Genomic DNA, 20,381 nt, shown 5'->3' on the forward strand with positions numbered 1-20,381 from the left:
ACGCGTCCGGCACCGTCCGCCCGTGGTCGTTCGCGGTCGTCTCGGGCCGGGTGGCGGGGGGTGGTGTGATGCATCCGGCGCTGCGTACGCGGGTGTGCGAGTTGTTCGGGGTGCGGTATCCGATCGTGCAGACCGGCATGGGGTGGGTGTCGGGCGTCCATCTGACGGCGGCCACCGCGGCGGCCGGGGGGCTGGGGATCCTGGCGGCCGTCACGATGTCGGACGAGCAGATGCTGACGGCCGTCCGGGAGATGCGCGAGCGCACCGACGCGCCGTTCGGGGTGAACCTGCGTCCCGACCAGCCCGACATCGCCGAACGGGTCAAAGCGCTGGCCCACGAGGGGGTGCGCGTGGTGTCGTTCGCGGGCGCCCCGACCAAGGACACCGTCTCGGCGCTGCACGACGCGGGCGTGCTGTGCGTGTGCACCGTCGGCATGCGGCGGCACGCGGAGAAGGTCGCCGCGCTGGGCGTGGACGCGGTGATCGCCCAAGGCGGTGAGGGCGGCGGCCACACCGGCTCCGTCCCCACCTCCCTGCTGCTGCCCCAGGTCGTGGACGCCGTGGGCGCCGACATCCCGGTGCTGGCGGCGGGCGGCTTCCACGACGGGCGCGGCCTGGTGTCGGCCCTGGCCTACGGGGCGGACGGCGTCGCCATGGGCACCCGCTTCCTGCTCACCGCCGACAGCCGCGTCCCCGAGCACGTCAAGCAGGATTACCTGAAGGCCGGAGTCACCCAGACCTTGGTGACCACCGCCGTCGACGGGATGCCACAGCGCGTCATCTCCACCCCGTTCATCACCGCCCTGGAAGGCGAGTCCTCGTGGCGGCGGGGCGTACGCATCCTGCGCGCCAGTACCCGCCTGCGCGAACTGACCGGCCAGTCCCCGCTGAAGGCCGTCCGCGAGGGCCTGGCGATGCGCCGCGAGCAGGACATGACCCTTTTCCAGGTGGCCAGTTCCATCAACGTTCCCCTGCTCATCAGGGCCGCCCTGGTGGAGGGCCGTCCCGAGGCCGGCGTACTGCCCACCGGCCAGGTGACCGGCGTCCTGGACGATCTCCCCACCGTCGCCGACCTCATCGACCGCATCATCACCGAGGCCGAAACGACCCTGCACCGCCTGGAGGGCAAGCGCCTGTGACGGCCCCAGGGGCCGGAAGCGATGCCGTCCGCCGGGCTGCCGGCGGAAATTGAGGTGCCGACGACGATATGGCCGTCCTACGGTGACGGCATGGACGTGGTCTTCACGCGGACGGGCGAACGGCGTTATGGGTTGACCATCACCGCGCCGGGAGCGCCGCCGCGAGGAATGGATCCGGCCCCCGGGTACGACGACCATATTCCGCACGACCTCGTTCACTACATCGTGGAAGCCGAACTGAAGCTGTCGGCGGGGCTGTACGGGCGGGCGGCGAAGGGCGGCGGGAGCTTCCTGCTGCTGGGGGATGTACCGGGGCGGCGCGAACGCAGCCGAAAGCAGCGCAGGTTGAAGAAGCGCGAGGCCCATCTGCGCGAGAAGGACCATGCGGGCTCGGCGGACATGGCCCGCTCCGAGCACCTGGCCGCAGTCTGCGACCTGGCCTGGAGGCGCCGCCGTCTCAGCCGGGGCGAGCGGCCCCCGTGGGTCACGGAGCCGGAGATCTCCGAGGAGGACAGGCCGGCGGTGGAGCGTGTGCTGGCCAGGCTCGACGAGGTCGCCCCGCTCTGGAACGCCCTGGACGTCGGCGGCAGCCTGGCCTTCACCTGGCCGAGCGCGCACCCTGTCCGGTAGCCGAGGGGCTGTCCGGTAGCCGAGGGGAGGCGACCGCCGCCCTGGCCCGTCCGGCGTCCGCGTGGGCTCAGCCGTCGGCGGGCGGCGTGTCCTCGCGGGAGGCCAGCATCGCCTCGAAGACGGCGGCGAGCTCCAGGGCGTCCTCCAGCGCGTGATGGGTGTGCGGTAGGCCGGTGAGCTTCAGCTTCTGCTTGATGTCGCTCTTGCGTGAGGCGGCCCACTCGCAGCCGTTACGGCCCATCCAGTAGCTGCGCAGGTCGATGCCCGCACCGCTGGCGCTGAACGGGCTCTTGCCGAGGAACCGCAGGAAGTACCAGTGGATGTACATCCCGTCCCAGACGGCGGGGCCGGCCAGGAAGACGGGCCGGCCGATGGTCCGCAGGCCGTTGATCCACTTGGCGGCGGCCGCCATCGCCTCCTCGGCCGGCGGGGCCTCCCGCAGCAGGCGGTCGCGGTCGAGCCCCGACACGGCCAGCGCCGCGGGCACGAACTCGTCGGAGATCGGCCGCAGCTCGGTGTAGAAGGTGAGGTCGGGGCGGCCGACGACCGCCATCCCGAGCGAGATCATGCTGTAGGGGCCGGGTATCGGCCCGTCGGCTTCCACGTCGGCGGCGATGTAGAGCTCCGGCAGCCTGGACATGGCGATCAAGCTACTGAGGGCGATCCGCACCGGCAACGGATTAACGCCGGGGTGCAGGGGCACCCCACTTCCCGCAGGCCGCAGGGCCGTCCGTCCCGGAGCGCCCTCGCATGATCTTCAGACAACTTTCAGCCAGGTCTGCGGTTGCGTTCAGGCAGGCCCGTCAGGGTCTGGCCCCATGTCGGTGGACGAACCCCCCTACATCGACCTTTCCGCAGGTCACAGGCGCAATGACCGCGTTCTGGCCCGGTCCGTTCCCGCCCGCCGGTGGCCGAGGTGAACGGGCGGGCGCGTGGCCGCGGCGGCCGTCTCGCCGTCCTGACGGCCGGACTCGTGATCGCGCTCCTGGCCGGTGTGCTCGTGCCCTGGCCCTCGCACGGGTATGAGGATGCGGTGTCCGCCGCGCCCACCGGTCTCGTTCCCCTGGAGGAAAGCCGCAGCGCGGCGCTCACCCGGTCCGTCGCCGGCTACCTGGCCGGCCGGGAAGGGGGGCGGCTGTCGGTCGAGGTGCGCGACCTGGCGACGGGCACCTTCTACGCCTACGGTTCCTCGCAACGGTTTCCGACCGCCAGCATCGTGAAGGCCGACATCCTGGCCGCCCTGCTGCTCCAGGCCCAGCAGGCCCGCCGCGACCTCACCGAGGAAGAGCGGGAGCTCGCCGCCCGGATGATCCGCAAAAGCGACAACGCCTCCGCCACCACCCTGTGGAACGCCATCGGCGGAGCCCCCGGCCTCACCCGGGCCAACCAGACCCTGGGGCTGACCGAGACGACCCCCGCGTCCGGCGGCTACTGGGGCCTGACCAGCACCAGCGCCCACGACCAGGTCCGTCTGCTGTCCGTCCTGGCCGCCGGCGACGGCCCGCTCGACGCCCGCAGCCGCGCCTACGCGCTGTCCCTGATGAGCTCGGTGAGCGCCGGCCAGGACTGGGGCGTCAGCGCCGCCGCTCCCGGCTCCCCGGTCGCCCTGAAGAACGGCTGGCTCCCGCGCACCGCCGACGACGGCCGCTGGGTCGTCAACAGCATCGGCCGGGTCCGAACCGGCACCCACGACTACCTGATCGCAGTGCTGTCCGACCGCAGCCCCTCCCTGAAAAAGGGCATCACCACGGTCGAACACGTCACCAAGCTGGTCACCCGCTCCCTCCCCTGACCACTCCCGCCGCCTGCCATGCGGGCATCGCAGGGATCCGGCGAGTCCGGGCTCAGTAGAACGCAGAGATTCGAGCTGGGTGACGCGTGTCTACCCCTGCTGTCCGGGTTCGGTCACTTACCGCTACGTCCCATGTTCATATCGGAATCGCCAAGTATCGAACCCTGCTCTAGGCCACCATGAGGTCCCCACCTACACTCGGCAGCAAGGGAACACCCCCATGTCCCCGAACCTCCGTAAGGAGCTTGAAGCAGTACGCAAGGAGGCAGAGCGGCGAGGCTGGCGGGTCGAACGAGGCAAACGTTACTGGCGGATGTATTGCCCTTGTCCACGCAAGTGCAAGAAGTCAATGGCGCTGACCCCCTCAGACCCGAACTATGTAAAGAACCTGCTCGGTCAGCTGCACCGGGCCACGTGCTGGAAGGACGGTGAAGCCCGATGATCTACCACCTGGCTGCAGACCTCACCTTCGACTGCGCTGACCCTGACGGCGGTACCGACGAGGACTTCGACCAGTTCACCGACGCCATCGCCGACGAGCTGCTGGACCTGGCCGAGGTGGACCCGGGGATCGTCGACCCGGATGTGACGGTGCGGATCGCCGACCGGTGGGTGAGCGTGCTGATGGGGATCGAGGCGGACAGCGAGGACGACGCGTTTCGCCTGTTCGCGGCGAACCTGCGGGCTGCGCTGCATGCTGCGGGGTGTGGGACGGCCGAATGGCCGACGTTCAAGCCACGGACCCGGGATCCGAAGGTCCGTCGTACCCAGTTCGCCGGCGCCTGACCCGGCATATCTCGGGTTTCGTGTCGCCGTCCGTGGGTGTTGGGAACTTGGCGGCTTGAGGTCTGCCGGGCGAGCAGCCTCCGTCCATGACCTTCTTCGCTGCGTACGAATCCACCAGGCTGAGGGTGACCGCGTGTCCCGTCTGCGCTGGAGAAGGCGCTGCGTGACGCCCTCGCCGAGCCGGGAAAGGGCACTGGCCAGCCCGTAACCCTAGGCGGTGGCCAGCGCGAACAGGCCCGGTCCACTCCAGGAGGGGGCGACCGGGCCTGTCTCGCGCCTAGCGGTGCTCGGGGTCGTCGTGGTGGGCGTCGGTGGTCCGGTGGCTCTTGCCGGGTTGGAGGGCTTTGTCTCCGGGGTCTTGTCTCGGCTGTTCGGCGGGGTCCTGGGCGAGGCCGGTGGGCGCCGGGGCGGGGGCCGGTTCGGACTTGGTGGCTTTGGGGGCCGGGGCGGGCTCGGAGGCTTTGGGGGGTGGTTCGGTGGGATGGTCGGTGGTGCGCAGGGCGCGCAGGGTGAGGGTGACGCGGTAGGTGATGGCGGTGATCGGGACGGCCACGAGGGCTCCGGGGATGCCGCCGAGGAGGGTGCCGGCCGTGACGGCGACCAGGATGACCGCCGGGTGCAGCCGCAGCGCCCGCCCCATGATCAGGGGTTGCAGCAGGTGGCCCTCGGCCTGCTGCACGCCGATGACGGCGACCAGCGTCAGCAGCGCAGCGGTGACGCCCTTGCCGACCAGCGCGACCAGCACCGCGATCGCCCCGGCGACGGTGGCGCCGACGATCGGCACGAACGCGGCGATGAACGTCAGCAGGGCCAGCGGCAGCGCCAGCGGGACGCCGAGCAGCAACAGCGCCAGCCCGATGCCGGTGGCGTCGACGGCGGCGATCACGAACGTCCCCCGGATGTAGGCGACCAGGGTCCGCCAGCCCTCGACGGCCGCCGCCTCCAGCCGCTGCCGGTGCCGTCGGGGCGCCAGGTTCAGCGCCCAGCGCGTCATCTCCCGGCCGTCCTTGAGCAGGAAGAACAGCAGCAGGAGGGACAGCAGCACGGCCGTCAGCACCTCCACCGCCGCGCCGGCCCCGCGGATCGGGCTGGGGGCCGCCTCGCGCACGGTCCTGATCAGCCCCTCGATCGCCGCGTCCAGTTGGCGTTCGCTGATCGGCAGCGGGCCGTTGACCAGCAGTTCGCGGAACCGGTGCAGGCCCCGGGTGACCTGCTCGCTCAGGCCGGACCACTGGCCGACCACCTGTTCGGTGATCAGCGTCAGCGGCAGCGCGACGGCCCCCAGCAGGGTCAGCACCCCGCCGAGGGCGGCCAGCCAGCCGGGGGCGTGCAGCCGGCGCAGCTTGGCGGAGACCGGGGAGACCAGCGCGGCCATCAGCAGCGCCGCCACGACCGCCAGCGTCAGCGGGGCCAGCCTGCCCAGCAGGTAGACCAGCAGGTAGAGGGCCGCCGCGAGGACCAGCAGGCAGGCCACGGTCACCGCGGCGTTGCGCAGCCCCGCCGGGACGGTCGGCGACGACCGCGGGGTGGCGGGCGGCGGGGTGGCGGGCGGCGGCGTGTCCGGATGCGACGGCATCGGCTACTCCCCGTCGCCGGACTCGTCCACGGTGAGGATGCCGCGGTCCACCTCTCCGGTGCGGTAGGCCACCGCCCCGATCGTCTGCGCGATGACGGGGGAGGTGATGAGCTGGAACAGCGCCACCAGCACCAGCGGGGTGACCGCGGAGATCGAGTGCATCTGCGCCGCCACCCCGGCCAGCACCAGCAGCAGGCCGATGGTCTGCGGCTTGGTCGCGGCGTGCAGCCGGGTGAGGAGGTCGGGGAAGCGGGCCATGCCGAGCGCGCCCAGCACCGAGAAGATCGCCCCGGCCGGCAGCAGCACGGCGGTGACCAGGTCGGCGACGCTCATTCCGGCCGCCCCCGTTCGGCCGCCAGCCGGGCGGCGGTGACCGTCCCGGCGAACCCCAGCAGCGCGATCACCACCAGGGAGGCGACGTCGGCGGTGGAGCCGAGCATGGCGGCCCGCACCCCGACCCCGCCGACCAGCAGGACCGACAGCACGTCCAGCGCCAGGATCCGGTCCAGCACGGTCGGCCCGCGCAGCAGCCGCACCAGTGTCAGCAGCGCGGCCACCGACAGCAGCCCCAGGGTCACCGCGTAGACGGCGTTCAACGCCGCACCTCCTCTCCCGGACGAGGCGGGCCGAACGCCCGCATGATCCTGTGCTCGGTGTCGAGCACCTCCCGCCGTACCCGCTCGGCGTCCCGCTCACCGTGGATCGGCATCCCGTGCACGTAAAGCAACGAGCCGGGCCGGTCGACATCCACCACTAGCGAGCCGGGGCGCAGCGAGACGCTGTGCGCGACCATGAGCAGCGTCACGTCGGTGCCGGACCGGAACCGCACGGCGACGATCCCGCCGCGCACCGACGCCGTCCTGCGCAGCGCGTACCACCCGACGACGACGCTGGAGACGACCAGGTCGGCGGTGAACGCCACCAGCGCCCGGGCCAGCGGGGCGGGATGCACCCGGCTGAAGATCGGCAGCGCCGGCAGCCGGGTGGCCAGGCCGACCAGCACGACCAGCACACAGCCGCCGATGACCGTGGTGGCGTCCGCCCGCCCCCACAGCGCCAGCCAGACCGCCAGCAGCCAGACCGCCATCACCAGCCGCGAGGTCAGCCGGATCTTCACGGGGCCTCCTCACCCAGCACGGCGTGCTGGTAGGCGGTGCGGTCGAGCAGGTCGCCCGCGGCCTGCACACTCCAGGAGGTCAGCGGGCCGGCCAGCACCGCCACCGCCAGCCCGCAGGCGACCATGCCGGCCGTCACCGTGCGCACCAGCCGGTGGCTGTAGCGCTGCTGCCGCGACAGGCCGGGCTCCTCCCCGGCCTTCTCCTCGGGCGGCAGTTCGGGGGCGGGGGCCTGGGATCGGGGACGCCAGAACGCCATCGTCCAGATCCGGCTCATCGCCACCAGCGTCAGCAGGCTGGCCAGCACCGCCACGGACGTCACCGCGTAGCCCAGCGTCCGGCCGGACCCGAATCCCGCCTGCAACAGCGCCAGTTTGGCGACGAATCCCGACAGCGGCGGCACCCCGCTCAGGCTCATGGCCGGGACGAAGAACAGCACGGCGGTGAACGCCGAGGCGCCGGCGAGCCCGCCGATCCGTTCCAGCGAGGTCTCCCCCGTCTCGTCCTGCATGAGGTCGCTGGTCAGGAACAACGTCGCCTGCACGATGATGTGGTGGACGAGGTAGAGGATCGCGCCGGTCAGCCCCGCCACCGAGAACAGCGCCAGCCCGAACACCATGAACCCGATATGGCCGACCAGCACGAACGACAGGATCCGGTGGATGTCCTGCTGGGTCAGCGCCCCCAGCAACCCGACCACCATGGTCAGCGCGGCCAGCACCAGCAGCGGGGTGCCCACGTCGTGCTGCGGGAACAGCAGCGTCTGGGTGCGGATCATCGCGTACACGGCGGTCTTGGTCAGCAGCGCCGCGAAGATGGCGGTGATCTTGGTGATGGCGGCCGGGTAGCTGTCGGGCAGCCACAGGTGCAGCGGCGCCACCGCTCCCTTGATCCCGAACACCACCAGGAACATCAGCGCCAGCGCCGTCCGCGTCCCCGCCGGCAGGTCCTCGGTACGCGTCGACAGGTCGGCGAGGTTGACCGTCCCCGTCGCCGTGTAGGTCAGCCCGATCGTCGTCAGGAACAGGATCGAGGACGTCAGGCTGACCACCACGTACATCGTCCCGGCGTGCATCCGCGCCGGGGTGGGCGCCAAGGTGATCAGCACGTAGCTGGAGGCCAGCATGACCTCGAAGCCCACGAACAGGTTGAACAGGTCGCCGGCCAGGAACGACAGGCACACCCCGGCCGACAGCATCAGGTACGCCGGGTAGTACACGCTGGGCCGGGCCTCGCTGTGCCCGACCACGCCCTGCCCGACCGCGTACAGCAGGATGGCCAGCAGCACCACGCTGGAGACCACCAGCATCAGCACGGTCAGCCGGTCGGCCACCAGCGTGATGCCCAGCGGCGCGGGCCAGCCCCCCGTCTGGGTGGTGATCACGCCCTCCCGCGCGACCTCCACCGCCAGCGCGACCGACACGGCCACCACCCCGGCGGTCACCCCCACCCCCAGCAGCCGCAGCCAGGTCTGCGAGCGCCAGGCCGGCAGCATCAGCGCCGCCCCGGCCAGTGGCAGGACGAACGGCAGCGGCAGTAGGACGTTCACCCGTGGTCCTCCTCCGCGACCTCGTGGGAGGCGTACTCGTCGCCCGCGCCACGCCGCGCCTCGGCGTTGACCCGGCGGTCCTCCACGTCGTCCTGCACCTTGTCCTCATCCAGGAACAGCCAGCTCCGGTAGGCGAGCGCCAGCAGGAACGCCGTCACCCCGAACGTGATGACGATCGCGGTGAGCGCCATGGCCTGGGGCAGCGGGTCGGTCATGCGTTCCCCGCCCGGCAGGTGCCTGCCCAGCAGCGGAGGCGCCCCCGCCGGGCCGCCCGCCAGCAGCAGCCCCAGGTTGGCGGCGTGCCCCAGCAGCACGAACCCGACCACGATCCGGATCAGCGAACGCTGCATCAGCAGGTAGAAGCCGATCGAGAACAGCACGCCCACCACGACCAGCAGCACCAGGCTCATGACGCCCCTCCGGAGACCTTCTCCGGCTCCTTCTCCAGGCTGCTGCCCAGCGTCCTGGTCAGGCTCAGCACCAGCCCGAGCACCAGGACGTACACGCCCAGGTCGAAGAAGAAACCGGTGGGGAGCTTGACGTGCCCGAAGACGGGCCACGTCCACTCCAGCACCGTCGACTGGAGGAAGTTCCCGCCGGCCAGCCACCCGCCCGCGCCCGTGCACAGCGCGATCGCCAGCCCGCCGCCGATGAGGACCGACGCGTCCACCGGCAGCGCGGCCGACAGTTCCCGCATCCCGCCGGCCAGGTAGCGCAGGACGAACGCCGTCCCGGCCACCAGCCCGCCCACGAAGCCGCCGCCGGGCTGGTTGTGCCCGGCGAACAGCAGGTAGACCGAGAACACCAGGATGGTCGGGGTCAGCACCCGGGCCGTCACCGCCAGCAGCACCGAAGGGGGTCCCAGCGGCGGGTGTCCGGGGGCGGTCAGCCATCTTCCCCCGGGCGTCTCCGCCGGCTCCGGGACGTCCCGGTGGCGCGGCCGTTCCTCGCGCATGCCGGTCAGCACCAGTGCCGCCACGCCCACCGCCGCCGCGGCCAGCACCGAGATCTCCCCCAGCGTGTCCAGCGCCCGCAGGTCCACCAGGAGCGCGTCCACGACGTTCTTGGCGTCCTCCTCGGCGGCCTCCCGCGCGTATCCGGGGCCGACCGGGGCGTACTGCCGGCTGAGCACCGCGACCGCCAGGAACGTCGTGACGAACGCCCCCAGGCACACGCTGATCACGGCGGACCCGACCCGGGCGGCACGTGTCCGCCGCAGGGGCGGGAACCGTTCCGGCAGCCGCCGCAGCACGAAGACCAGGATGATCAGCGTGAGGGTCTCCACGACCAGTGAGGTGAGCGCGAGGTCCGGCGCTCCGTGTACGACGAACAGCCCCACGACGCCGTAGCCCACCGCGCCCAGCAGCAGCGCCGCCGACAGCCTGCGGCCCACCCATGCGGCCATCACCGCCGCGCTCACCACGACCACGCCGATGACGAGTTGCACCGGGTGGTCCCACGGCTGGACGCGGCCGGTCTCCAGGCTGGGCACCGTCCCTCTGTTCAGCGCCATCACCAGGCTCGTCCCCGGCAGCAGCAGAACGGTCAGCACGATCACCGCGAGGTAGACGGGCAGCGATCCCACCTGTGTCCGCCGCGTCAGCCCGCGCGCCGTCTTGAACAGGCCCTTGAGGACGACGTGGTAGCCCTGCCGGCCCGTGGGCAGCCGCGACAGGGCCGCCCACACCGGCCGCAGCCGTGGGGAGAGGAAGTACAGCCCTGCCCCCAGCACCCAGGTCAACGCACCCAGGGCGATCGGCAGCCCCAGCCCGTGCCACAGCGACAGCTCATAGCCCTTGCCCACGGCCGGCAGCCGGTCCGCGTAAGGGGCGATCATCTCCTGCCACAGTCCCGGCACCAGCCCCGCACCGAACCCGGCGACTGCCAGCAGCACGATCGGCCACAGCGCGACCCGGGGCAGCCGCACCCGCGCTCCGTCGGCCCCGCGGAACGCGCTCTGCCACACGCTCACCGCGTCGTCCTTGAGCCCCTGGACGGTCGGCGTCTCGGTGTTCCCGCCGAACGCGGCCTGGAGGAAGCGCAGCCCGTAGGCCACCGTGAACACCGAACCGGCCACCACCCCCGCCAGCACGGCCACGTCCACTCCGCCATGGGTGAACGCTTCGAGCGCCGCCTCCTTGGCCACGTACCCCAGGAACGGCGGCAGCCCCACCATCGACGCCACGGCCAGCGCCGTCGCCAGCGCCGCGAACGGTATCCGCCGCCCCGTCTGGTACAGCTCGCTGCCCCGCCGCGTCCCGAACCGGTGGTCCAGGACGCCCACCACCAGGAACATCGGGGCCTTGTAGAGCCCGTGCGCCAGCAGCAGCGCCAGCCCGGCCAGCGCCGCCGTCCGCGTTCCGGCCCCGCACAGCACCATGAGGAAGCCGAGCTGGCTGATCGTCCCGTACGCCAGCAGCCGTTTCAGGTCGTCCTGCCAGAGCGCCTGCCACCCGCCGACGATCAGGCTGACCAGGCCCACCACGACGACCAGCGGCCGCCACGCCCCGGTCTCGGCGAACGCGGGCGTCAGCCTCGCCACCAGGTACACCCCGGCCTGCACCATCGCCGCCGCGTGCAGGTACGCGCTGACCGGCGTCGGCGCCACCATCGCCGCGGGCAGCCACGAGTGCAGCGGCACCTGCGCCGACTTGGCGAACGCCCCGAGCAGGATGAGGACGAGCGCCACGTCCACCGCGACGCCCTGGGGAGGGCGGGCCAGGATCGCGGAGATCGTGTACGTGCCCGCCGCCTGTCCCAGCACCACGAACCCGGCGAGCATCACCAGCCCGAACCCGGTCGTCATCAGCAGCGCCTGGTTGGCCGCCCGCCGGTGCTCCTTGATCTCGGGGCTGAACCCGCCGATCAGGATGTAGGAGCACAACGTGGTCAGCTCCCAGAACACGTACAGCACCAGCAGGTTGTCGGCCAGCACCAGCCCCGTCATCGCCCCGGCGAACGCGACCAGCACCCCGATGCCCAGCGGCGGCGGCTGACCGAAGTACCAGACCGAGTACGCCAGCACCAGCGCCCCGACCCCGCCCACCAGGAGCAGCAGCACCCAGGCCGGCCCGTCCAGCCGGAACTGCAGCACCAGTCCCAGATCGGGCGCCCAGTCGAACCGCTCGGCGATCGGCCTCCCCTCGGCCACCGCCCCCGTCTGGCGGGCCGCCCACAGCACCGTGGCCAGCGGGGCGAGCGCCGCCACGTACGTCATCACCCGCCGGTCATGCCGCAGCGCCCAGGGCACGACGAGCGCAACGGTGGCGTGGAACAGGACGAGCATCAGCATGGCCGCGAGTCCCCCACCGCATCCCCCCCTCGCACTGGGCGTGCGACCGACCTACCCACCTGACGTGCCCGAAACGGCCCAAATCAGCCCTTCTCACCGCTGACCAGGAACTTCATCCCCCTTCGCCAGCGACCACGCGCCCCCGGTGACTCCTCCAGGACCCACGGTGAACGGGTGAGCGGTCCGCACCTGAGGCATGCCTGCGGAAACCTTCGCGGCGAGCGTTCCAAGGCCAACTTGAGATCGTTTCGGGCCTGCGCAAGCCCGCGAAACGTCATATGATCTTGCTCGACCGAGAACCTGTTCTTGGTCAAGGCCCCGGGAACTGGTGTAGCCCCACCTGCCGGGGCCGTTCTGCTTCCGGTGGGCGGGAGCGGGGCCGCGGCTGCACCCCAGCCACCGCGGCCCCTCCCCTGGCCGGTGAGCGACCCATATCGGGAGCCGCCCGCCCACCGGCCGGTCCGTACGGGTCCGGCCGCTTCCCCTCGTCTTTCGGCCGGTGCCGTACGGGCTCTCAGCGCGATGGCCGCCGTGTCTGGGGGGTGACCGTGGCGGCCATCGCGCGGTCCGTGGCGCGTCAGGACATCTGGGCGCACACCCGAGCGGCCTCCGCGAACACGTCGTCCATCGGCTGTCCGCCGCCCCGCCGTGCGACCACCGTCCCCGTACCCGAGTCCACCTGGACGCGGACGAGCAGGTCGCCGTACCAGTAGCCGTCCGTCCACCAGGGCCGCGTCACCGAGTGAACGAGCCCCAGCGCCCCGGCCGGCGCCTCCCGCAACGCCTCTGCCAGCCGCCGCACGGCCTTTCCCTGGTCGTCACAGACCCCGACCGCCCCGAGCGCCGGGGGATCGCCGCCCCGTTCCACGACCGTCCAGGAGAACAACCGTTCCGTAGTGGCAGGCCCGCTCATCGCCCCGTCCTTTCCCGCCGGCTACATGAATCTTCCGGTTACTCGCCGTTCGCTACCCATCAGCGCCCCGTCAACGCTTTTATTGACGCAGAAGCAGAACACCTTGACCAGCACTTTGTTGTGGGCCGCGGGCACGCCCACACGGACACGAACGGAGCCGCAATGCCGAAGCAACCGCGCCGGATAGATCCACAAGAATCCCCGCGCCATCTGCTCGGCGCCGCCCTCCGCCACTGGCGCCACGAGGTCCGCAACATTGACCTGCGAGAACTCGCCGAACGCGCCTACGTCGACTTCTCCCAGATCGCCAAATGGGAACGCGCCGAACGCCCCGCCCCCACCGACGCCATCACCCGCATCGACACCGAACTCCAGGCAGGCGGCCACCTCATCGCATTGCACGCATTGGTAACAGAGCTGGAGAATCTACGCATTCGACAAGAGCAACCGACCCGGGAGGTCGACATGGCTCAGTTCGACGATCAACGCCGCCGCCTGCTGCAAACCCTCACCGCACTCGGCGTCGCCTCCGCCACCACGGCCCTGGAGCCCATCCGCCACGCCCTGGCGTCCTCGCTGCCCAACGCGGCCCAGTACGCCGTCTCGGACTGGGAGGAGATCGCCGTCGAGCACTCGCACACCTATCTGGTCACACATCCAGCCGAGGTTCTTCGCGATCTCTCCGTCGATGTCGCCTCTCTGCAGTACGCGATCAAGAACAGCGAGAGCGAGCCGACCGCTCGCGCGCTGTGCGCGGTGGGCGCTCACATGACGATGCTGATGGCGATGGCTCTCGGCGGCCTCGACATGCGGCGTGATGCCCGGAACTGGTGGCGGGTCGCACGACACATGGCGGACGACGCGGAGAAGGCGTCCCTGCGCGCGTGGGTGCGCGGCTTCGAGGCGATGTCGTCCCTGTACAGGCAGCGGCCACTGCATGTCGTCCTCACCATGACCGACGAGGCCATCGAGATCGCGGGCGACGACCCCGACCCCTCCGTACTGGAGGCCATGGCCACACGTGCCCAGGCCCTTTCCGCCATGGGCAGGCTCCGGGAAGCCGAAAGAGTTCTGCACCAGATGGAACCGATCTTCGAAAAGCAGCCCTCAATCTCACCGTACGAGGACATCAACTGTGGGCTCTGGGCGGAAACCGCGCTCCTGCACACCCGCGCCTGGGTCTACGCACATGCCGGTAGCCCGGCCGCCGACGACGCGTTGGACGCCGCACTGGCCGCCTATCCCCCCGACATGCGACGCCAAGCCGTCCAGATCAAGCTCCTCCAGGCGGTGTCCCTGGTCCTCAACGGCAACATCACCGAAGCCGTCGAACACGCCCGCAGCACTATGGAAGCCCTCCCCTCCACGCAGCGGACCACGTCCCTCAAAAAGGGCGCCCACGACGTCCTCCTCCTGATCCCCGAATCCGAGTCGAACCGCCCACCCGTCAAGGAGTACCGCGACTTCCTGACCCTCCCCGCCGCCCAGAACTGATCGTCGCCCATCTGCACCATGCCGCCCGGGCCGTTCAACAGGCCGTCTGCCGTTCCGGTCCAACGCAGTGGTCTGCCCCGGACTCCGACCGGCGGGGTAGGTCGTGGGTGCTGGGGTGGGGGTGGTTTCTGTCAGGATGCGGGCATGCTTTACGACTACTTCGCGGCGGCCGATGACGGGGAGGCCGCGTCGGTGCTCGGGCGGAGGGGCGGGCCTGACGGGAGCGGGTTCGACTCGGTGGTCACCAAGGGGATCGACCCGGCGGTGCACATGGGGACGCTGGAGGAGTTGCTGACCGGGCGTCCGCTGCGGGAGGTCTTCGCCGATCCGCGGTCGGCCCGGCCGGTGGGGCCGGTTCCCCGGGCGGGCGAGCCGGGGGTGGTCACGTTGACCGACTCGCTGGCGCGGGCGCTGGCGACGGTGGACGGGGCGATGATCGCGGAGACCGCCGTGCACTGGTCGGAGTCGGAGGAGTTCCACGGGGAGGCGGATCCCCTCGATCTGGCCGAGTTCCTGATGGATCTGGCGGAGGTCGCCCGCCGGGCGGCTGGGCGGGGGCACCGGCTGTACTGCCGGTCGGCCCCCTGACCTCGGGTCGAACGCCGTACCTGCGACAATTCACCGCGAGGAGCGCGGACCGGGAGGAAGCCAGTGCCGGATCAGCCGTTCGCCCGTGCGGTGGAGCGGATGCGCAGCACCGACCCCGCGCTGCGCGAGAAGGGCTTCGACTTCCTACGCGAGCACGCCGACTCCTACGTCGAGGAGCTCGTCGCCGCGTTCGAGCGGGAGCACGACGACGCCGCGATGCGCTGCCTGCTGCTGGAACTCGTCGCGGAGGCCCGCGACCCCCGGGCGCTGCCGGTGCTGGCCGCCCATCTCGACGGCTCCGACGAGACGCTGCAGTTCTGGGCGATCAGGGGCCTGGAGATGCTCGGCACCCGCGAGGCCGAACAGGCCCTCGACCGCGCCCGCGCCGAGGGCTGGATCTTCTGACCGCCCGTTCTCACCCCGGAAGAACGTGTTCCCCTCGGCCGTTCCTTTGGAGATGATCTAGACGACGATGTCGGCGGGCGACCGGGAGAGGCGGGATGGGACACGCGCGGCTGGTGCCCGGCGACCCGCGGCAGCTCGGTGACTACTGGCTGGCCGGCAGGCTGGGCGCGGGCGGGCAGGGCGTGGTCTACGAGGGCTACGCCGCCGACGGGACGCGGGTCGCCATCAAAACGCTGCACGGCGACCTTCTTGAGGACGGCGTGCGGGAGGCGTTCGCCAGGGAGGTCGAGGCGGCTCGGCGGGTAGCGTCGTTCTGCACGGCCCGGATCCTCGCGGTGGAGCTGGGGGGCGAACGCCCCTACGTCGTCAGCGAGTACGTGCCCGGACCCGATCTGCAGCGGGCGGTGGCGGCCGACGGCCCGTTCGAGCCCGGCAGGCTGCACCAGCTCGCCGTCGGCGTCGCCACCGCGCTGACCGCGATCCATCAGGCCGGGGTGATCCACCGGGACCTCAAGCCCGCGAACGTGCTGCTCGGCCCCGGCGGTCCCCGGGTCATCGACTTCGGCATCGCCCGTACCGACGAGATGTCGCGCAGCGCCACCGGCCAGGTCAAGGGCACCCCCCGCTACATGGCGCCGGAGGTGTTCCGGGGCGAACGGGCGGGACCGGCGGCGGACGTGTGGGCCTGGGGGGCGCTGGTGCTGTTCGCCGCCACGGGCCGCCCGCCCTTCACCGGCGACCAGCTCACCGCCCTGATGCACAGCGTGCTGAACGACGAACCCGACCTCGGCCCCCTGCACGACCCGCTGCGGCGGGCCGTCGCGGCGGCGCTGGCCAAGAACCCCGCTGAACGGCCCTCGGCACAGCGGATCCTGCTCGCCCTCCTCGGCGGCAGCAACGAGACGGCCCGGCTGCTGAACGCGGGCAGCCGGGCCGCCGCCGAGGTGGAAGAGGACCGCACCAGGCTGACCCCGTCCCTCGGCGACACGGCCGAGCAGGTGTACGCAGGGCTGTCGCCGGCCGCGCGGGCGGCGGTGCCGCCCATGATGCTGCGGCTGGTCACCCCGGGCGAGGGCGCCGAGGACACCGTACGCCGGGCGGACCTGCGCGAGTTCGACGACGGCCACACCGACCCGCGGGCGGTCGGCGAGGTGCTCGGCGCCTTCACCAACGCGGGGATGCTCACCCGCGACGGCGACACCGTCGCCCTCACCACCGCCGCGCTGCTGCGGGCCTGGCCCCGGCTGCGCGCCTGGGTGGACGCCGAACGCGCCGGCCTGAGCGTTCACCGGGCGCTCACCGACGCGGCACTGCTGTGGGACCGGCACGGGCGCAAGAACGGCGACCTCTACCAGGGGACGCGTCTGGAAGGGGCGATGGGCTGGGCCGCCACCGGCCGCCTGAACGCCACCCTGAACCGGGTCGAGAGCGCCTTCCTGGACGCCTGCGCCGCCCTCGCCCGGCAGCGCGCCCGAACCCGGCGGCTGTTGGTGGCCGCCCTCTCCGGCCTGCTGGTGGTGGCGGTGGCCGCCTCCGTCGTCGCCACCGTGCAGCAGCGGACCGCCGCCCGCCAGCGGGACGAGGCCGTCGCCCGGCGCGTCGCCGCCCAGGCCGGGACGCTGCGCGCCACCGACCCGCGCACCAGCCGCCGCCTGGCCATCGCCGCCGCCCGCCTGGCCGACGTCCGGGAGACCCGGTCGGAGCTGCTGAACGCACTGAACCAGCCGGAGGAGGACTCCTTCACCGCCCCCGGCTTCCGGATGAACGACACGCCCTCCGACCTCGCCGCCGACGGGCGGACCCTGGTCGTCGCGGAGTCCACCACCGTCCGGCTGTGGGACCTGGACACCCGCCGGCCGATCCGGGAGTTCCGTACGCCGGGGCCCGCGGTCCACGACGTCGCGATCAGCCCGGACCGGCGGACCCTCGTCACCACCGCCGCGACCGGCGGGACGCTGCGGTTCTGGGACGCCGGCTCCGGCCGTCCCCTGGGCGAGGCGATCGACACCGGTGCGGGCGACGACCCGGCGGCGGTGTTCTTCGGCAAGAGCAACAACGTCGTGGTGGTGTGGACCGGCGGCTCGGTCCAGTTGTGGGACGTGCCCGGACGCCGGCGCCTCCTGCGGATCGAACGGGACGTCTCCACGCTCAGCTTCAACGACGTCAGCCCGGACGGCCGGTACCTCGTGCTGCGCCCGGACGGCAAGGAGGCCGAGCTGTGGGACGTCCCCGGGCGGCGGAAGGTCCCGCTGTCCCGGATCTGGCCGGACGACCCGGACGGCGGCCTCGACGATGACGGCGACCTGATCGAGTTCAGCCCGGACGGGCGGCTGGTGGCGCGCTCGGTGGCCGGCGCCATCAGGATCGGGGAGCTCGGCTCCGACGAGACGCAATACCTCGGCGAGTCCAGCGGCCACGGTCTGGTCTTCAGCCAGGACGGCGGGTTCGTCACCGACGGAACGCGGTTGTGGAAGCTCCACCTGGGCGAATCCGGCGGTCTCAGCACCGGTACCGGAGAGACCCTCCGGCGCGGCGTCGAGGACGCCGACTGCTCCCGCGTGTGGTTCGGCCCCGGAAACCGCATCCTGCGCTGCGACGACTCCCACGGCGCGATACGCACCCTGGACATTAGCGACTACACCCGGCCGTCCATGCTCCGCCACGGCGAATACTCCACCGAGTCCGCGCACCCCGCCTCCTTCGACGAGACGGGGACGCTGATGGCGGCCGGTGAGCACATCTGGGACGTACACGCCAGGCGGGTGGTCCACCCCCCGCTGCGGGAGCCCCCGGCCGAACCGGACGGCAACATCGAAGGAACCGAGCGGCTCAGCCCGGACGGTCGGCTGATCTCCCGGTTCTCCGGACCCGGGGTGGCCATCCAGATCCTGGAGGTGGCCACCGGCAGGCAGGTGGCCGCCTTCACCGATCCCGCCTTCCTTCCGGACCGCCCCTCCCGCGCCGAATGGATCGACCTGGCGTTCTCCCCGGACGGCGGCACCGTCGCCGTCTACGCCGAGCACGACGGGAAGAAGAAACTGCAGTTCTGGGACGTCGCCACCGCCCGGCGGCTGTCCTCCATCGACGTCAAGACCCCCGAACCGCTGCTGAGCCTGCGCGTCCCGGGCCTGTTCTTCGACCGGTCCGGCCGCAGGGTCCTGCTGGGCAACAGCGAGGGCATGTTCGACGTCCGTTCCGGCCGTCCGCTGAGCCCACGGCCGCCTCCCCTGGGGAGCGTGCTGGCGCTGAGCCCGGACGGCGAGACCGCCGTCATCTCCTCGAACAACTCCACCGACCTCGTCCTGTGGAACCCCCGGACCGGCGAGACCGTCGGCCCGCCCCTGCGCAGCGGCCCGGGAGTCGTCAGCGTCGCGGGCTTCTCCCCCGACGGCCGGACGCTCGCCACCGGCGACGGGGACGGCACGGTCCGGCTCTGGGACGCCGAGATCGGCCGGCAGTTCTCCTTCACGCTGCTGGCCCACCCCTCCCAGATCGAGGGTCTGGCCTTCGACCGCAACGGCCGCTCGCTCTACACCCTGAGTCTGGACGGGACCTTCCGCGAACACGTCCTCGATCCCGCCCGAGCCCTGCCCGCCCTGTGCGCCAAGACCGGCGGCCCGCTGACGGCGGAGGAGTGGGACCGCTACATCCCCGAACTCCCCTACCGAAAGACCTGCTGACCCGCTCTTCGGCGGGCGACCTGGCCGCAGAGTCACTGTCCCGCGGCCTGCGGTGGTCCTCGTTCCCGACAAGCGCGCCGCCTGCAGAGCACCGTCCGACGAGCCTGGCGGAGTCCGCAGCAGTGCGGGACGGCGGCCGTGCAGTGGGCGGCGTCGCCGGTCAGGGCGGCGGCGGTGCGGAAGTCGGGACTGCTCAGGTCGGCCGGGATCGGTAGGGTTCGCGGCGTGCGGGTGGACATGCAGGGGGAGGTCGCGCCGTTTCGGCATCGGGCGGCCTATTTCGCGTTCGACCGGTTCCCGTCGAGCAAGGGGTCGGCGGTGCACATCGGTCACATGGCCGATGAGCTGTTCGACCATTACGGCGGCGGGCTGCTGGGGGTGCTGGGCGGCGGCGGGCTGCCCCGCTACCAGCGGGAGGGCGAGCGCGAGATCGTCCGGTTCGAGGAGCAGATCCCGAACCTGATCGACCGGGCGGAGGCGTACTCGGCGTGGGTCGCCTGGCACCTGCGAGGACACCTGGACACGCTGGAGCTGTGCCACGTCCGCGACCCGTGGAGCGCGCTGCCGGTGGTGACCGCCGAAGGACGCCGCCACCGGGTGGTGTACGAGGTGAACGGGCTGCCGTCCATCGAGATGGCGCACACCTGGCCGTCGGCGGCGCCCAGCACGCTCGCCAAGGTCCGGGATCTGGAGCGGCTGTGCCTGGAGCGCAGTGACGCGGTGGTCGTACCGTCCCGGGTGATCGGGGACGCCGTGCTCAAGCTCGGGGTGCCGCACGAGCGGATCCACCTGGTGCCGAACGGGGCGGACGTGCCCGCGCCGGCGGAGCGGCCCGGCGACGCGCCCGAACGGTACATCGTCTACGTGGGCGCGTTGCAGCCGTGGCAGGGCGTCGACGTGCTGCTGCGGGCGTTCGCGCGGCTGGCGGACCTGCCGGAACTGCGGCTGGTGATCTGCTCGTCGGTCCCGGAACGGCGGGCCAGGCCACTGCGGCGGCTGGCCGAACGGCTCGGGGTGGACCAGCGGGTGGAGTGGCGGTTCACGCTGCCGCACGCGGAGGTGGCCGCCTGGCTGGCGAACGCCGAGGTGTCGGTGGCGCCGCTGACCGCCTGCGCCCGCAACCTGGACCAGGGCTGCGCGCCGCTGAAGGTGCTGGAGTCGATGGCCGCCGGGACGCCGGTGGTGGCCTCCGACCTGCCCGCCGTACGGGAGCTGATGGCCGACGGCGAGCACGGCAGGCTGGTCGCCCCGGACCGGCCGGCGGAGCTGGCGCGGGCCGTCCGGGTGCTGCTGGAGTACCCGGACGCGGCACGGGCCATGGGAGGGCGGGCCCGGCGGCGGATCACGGACGGTCTCACCTGGGGACACTCGCGCTCCCTGCTCGCGGAGGTTTACCGTACGATCTCGCCCTAGCGGCGTATC

Annotated in this window: 18 protein-coding genes; 9 read left to right on the forward strand and 9 right to left on the reverse strand. The window is 72.0% G+C overall.

Features of this window, described 5'->3' with window-relative positions; all coding sequences use genetic code 11:
* Positions 1-68: 68 nt before the first annotated feature.
* Complete coding sequence (locus C4U03_RS20755; protein WP_103939502.1) at positions 69-1,139, forward strand: NAD(P)H-dependent flavin oxidoreductase; 1,071 nt, start codon at positions 69-71, stop codon at positions 1,137-1,139.
* A 90-nt stretch (positions 1,140-1,229) separates the two neighbouring features.
* Complete coding sequence (locus tag C4U03_RS20760) at positions 1,230-1,769, forward strand: hypothetical protein (protein WP_103939706.1); 540 nt, start codon at positions 1,230-1,232, stop codon at positions 1,767-1,769.
* A 67-nt stretch (positions 1,770-1,836) separates the two neighbouring features.
* Here C4U03_RS20760 and C4U03_RS20765 read toward each other — a convergent pair whose 3' ends face one another.
* Positions 1,837-2,409 (reverse strand): exonuclease, encoded by a 573-nt coding sequence (locus C4U03_RS20765; RefSeq protein WP_103939503.1) that lies wholly within the window; start codon positions 2,407-2,409, stop codon positions 1,837-1,839.
* Positions 2,410-2,676: 267 nt separating this feature from the next.
* Between C4U03_RS20765 and C4U03_RS20770 the strand changes: the two genes are divergently transcribed.
* Together C4U03_RS20770 and C4U03_RS20780 are read left to right on the forward strand one after the other, a co-directional pair.
* A complete protein-coding gene (locus C4U03_RS20770) occupies positions 2,677-3,561 on the forward strand; it encodes a serine hydrolase (RefSeq protein ID WP_103939504.1) in 885 nt (294 codons plus the stop codon).
* A gap of 438 nt (positions 3,562-3,999) precedes the next feature.
* Complete coding sequence (locus tag C4U03_RS20780) at positions 4,000-4,347, forward strand: hypothetical protein (protein WP_103939506.1); 348 nt, start codon at positions 4,000-4,002, stop codon at positions 4,345-4,347.
* A 277-nt stretch (positions 4,348-4,624) separates the two neighbouring features.
* Here C4U03_RS20780 and C4U03_RS20785 read toward each other — a convergent pair whose 3' ends face one another.
* From C4U03_RS20785 to C4U03_RS20820, 8 genes are all read right to left on the reverse strand, one after another.
* Positions 4,625-5,923 carry an AI-2E family transporter gene (locus C4U03_RS20785; protein ID WP_268817523.1) on the reverse strand — a complete coding sequence of 433 codons (1,299 nt, stop codon included), beginning with the start codon at positions 5,921-5,923 and terminating at the stop codon, positions 4,625-4,627.
* Between the two features lie 3 nt (positions 5,924-5,926).
* Positions 5,927-6,256, reverse strand: coding sequence for a monovalent cation/H(+) antiporter subunit G (gene mnhG, locus C4U03_RS20790; RefSeq protein WP_103939507.1), 330 nt, complete (start codon positions 6,254-6,256; stop codon positions 5,927-5,929).
* Positions 6,253-6,519: a monovalent cation/H+ antiporter complex subunit F gene (locus C4U03_RS20795; RefSeq protein ID WP_103939508.1), complete on the reverse strand. Its 267-nt coding sequence runs from the start codon at positions 6,517-6,519 to the stop codon at positions 6,253-6,255. Before C4U03_RS20795 ends, mnhG begins: the two co-directional genes overlap by 4 nt.
* Positions 6,516-7,040, reverse strand: a complete 525-nt coding sequence (locus C4U03_RS20800) for a Na+/H+ antiporter subunit E (RefSeq protein ID WP_103939509.1) — start codon at positions 7,038-7,040, stop codon at positions 6,516-6,518. The genes C4U03_RS20795 and C4U03_RS20800 overlap by 4 nt, the downstream gene beginning before the upstream one ends.
* Positions 7,037-8,587 carry a Na+/H+ antiporter subunit D gene (locus tag C4U03_RS20805; RefSeq protein ID WP_103939510.1) on the reverse strand — a complete coding sequence of 517 codons (1,551 nt, stop codon included), beginning with the start codon at positions 8,585-8,587 and terminating at the stop codon, positions 7,037-7,039. Before C4U03_RS20805 ends, C4U03_RS20800 begins: the two co-directional genes overlap by 4 nt.
* On the reverse strand, positions 8,584-8,997 hold the full coding sequence (locus C4U03_RS20810; RefSeq protein WP_103939511.1) for a Na(+)/H(+) antiporter subunit C: 414 nt from the start codon (positions 8,995-8,997) through the stop codon (positions 8,584-8,586). Before C4U03_RS20810 ends, C4U03_RS20805 begins: the two co-directional genes overlap by 4 nt.
* Positions 8,994-11,879, reverse strand: coding sequence for a Na+/H+ antiporter subunit A (locus C4U03_RS20815; protein WP_103939512.1), 2,886 nt, complete (start codon positions 11,877-11,879; stop codon positions 8,994-8,996). The genes C4U03_RS20810 and C4U03_RS20815 overlap by 4 nt, the downstream gene beginning before the upstream one ends.
* 577 nt (positions 11,880-12,456) lie before the next feature.
* Positions 12,457-12,792 carry a hypothetical protein gene (locus tag C4U03_RS20820; RefSeq protein ID WP_103939513.1) on the reverse strand — a complete coding sequence of 112 codons (336 nt, stop codon included), beginning with the start codon at positions 12,790-12,792 and terminating at the stop codon, positions 12,457-12,459.
* Between the two features lie 162 nt (positions 12,793-12,954).
* On the opposite strand from C4U03_RS20820, the gene C4U03_RS20825 reads away from it, so the two are divergent.
* The 5 genes from C4U03_RS20825 (at position 12,955) to C4U03_RS20845 (ending at position 20,372) form a co-directional block, all read left to right on the forward strand.
* Complete coding sequence (locus tag C4U03_RS20825) at positions 12,955-14,286, forward strand: helix-turn-helix domain-containing protein (protein WP_103939514.1); 1,332 nt, start codon at positions 12,955-12,957, stop codon at positions 14,284-14,286.
* A 144-nt stretch (positions 14,287-14,430) separates the two neighbouring features.
* Complete coding sequence (locus tag C4U03_RS20830; RefSeq protein ID WP_103939515.1) at positions 14,431-14,874, forward strand: hypothetical protein; 444 nt, start codon at positions 14,431-14,433, stop codon at positions 14,872-14,874.
* Between the two features lie 63 nt (positions 14,875-14,937).
* Positions 14,938-15,279 (forward strand): HEAT repeat domain-containing protein, encoded by a 342-nt coding sequence (locus C4U03_RS20835; RefSeq protein ID WP_200827368.1) that lies wholly within the window; start codon positions 14,938-14,940, stop codon positions 15,277-15,279.
* 95 nt (positions 15,280-15,374) lie between these two features.
* Positions 15,375-18,959, forward strand: coding sequence for a WD40 repeat domain-containing serine/threonine protein kinase (locus tag C4U03_RS20840; protein WP_103939516.1), 3,585 nt, complete (start codon positions 15,375-15,377; stop codon positions 18,957-18,959).
* 225 nt (positions 18,960-19,184) lie between these two features.
* Positions 19,185-20,372: a glycosyltransferase gene (locus C4U03_RS20845; protein WP_235018005.1), complete on the forward strand. Its 1,188-nt coding sequence runs from the start codon at positions 19,185-19,187 to the stop codon at positions 20,370-20,372.
* Positions 20,373-20,381 lie beyond the last annotated feature (9 nt).

Origin of the sequence: Thermomonospora echinospora (assembly GCF_900108175.1) — a bacterium.
Taxonomy (GTDB): domain Bacteria; phylum Actinomycetota; class Actinomycetes; order Streptosporangiales; family Streptosporangiaceae; genus Thermomonospora; species Thermomonospora echinospora.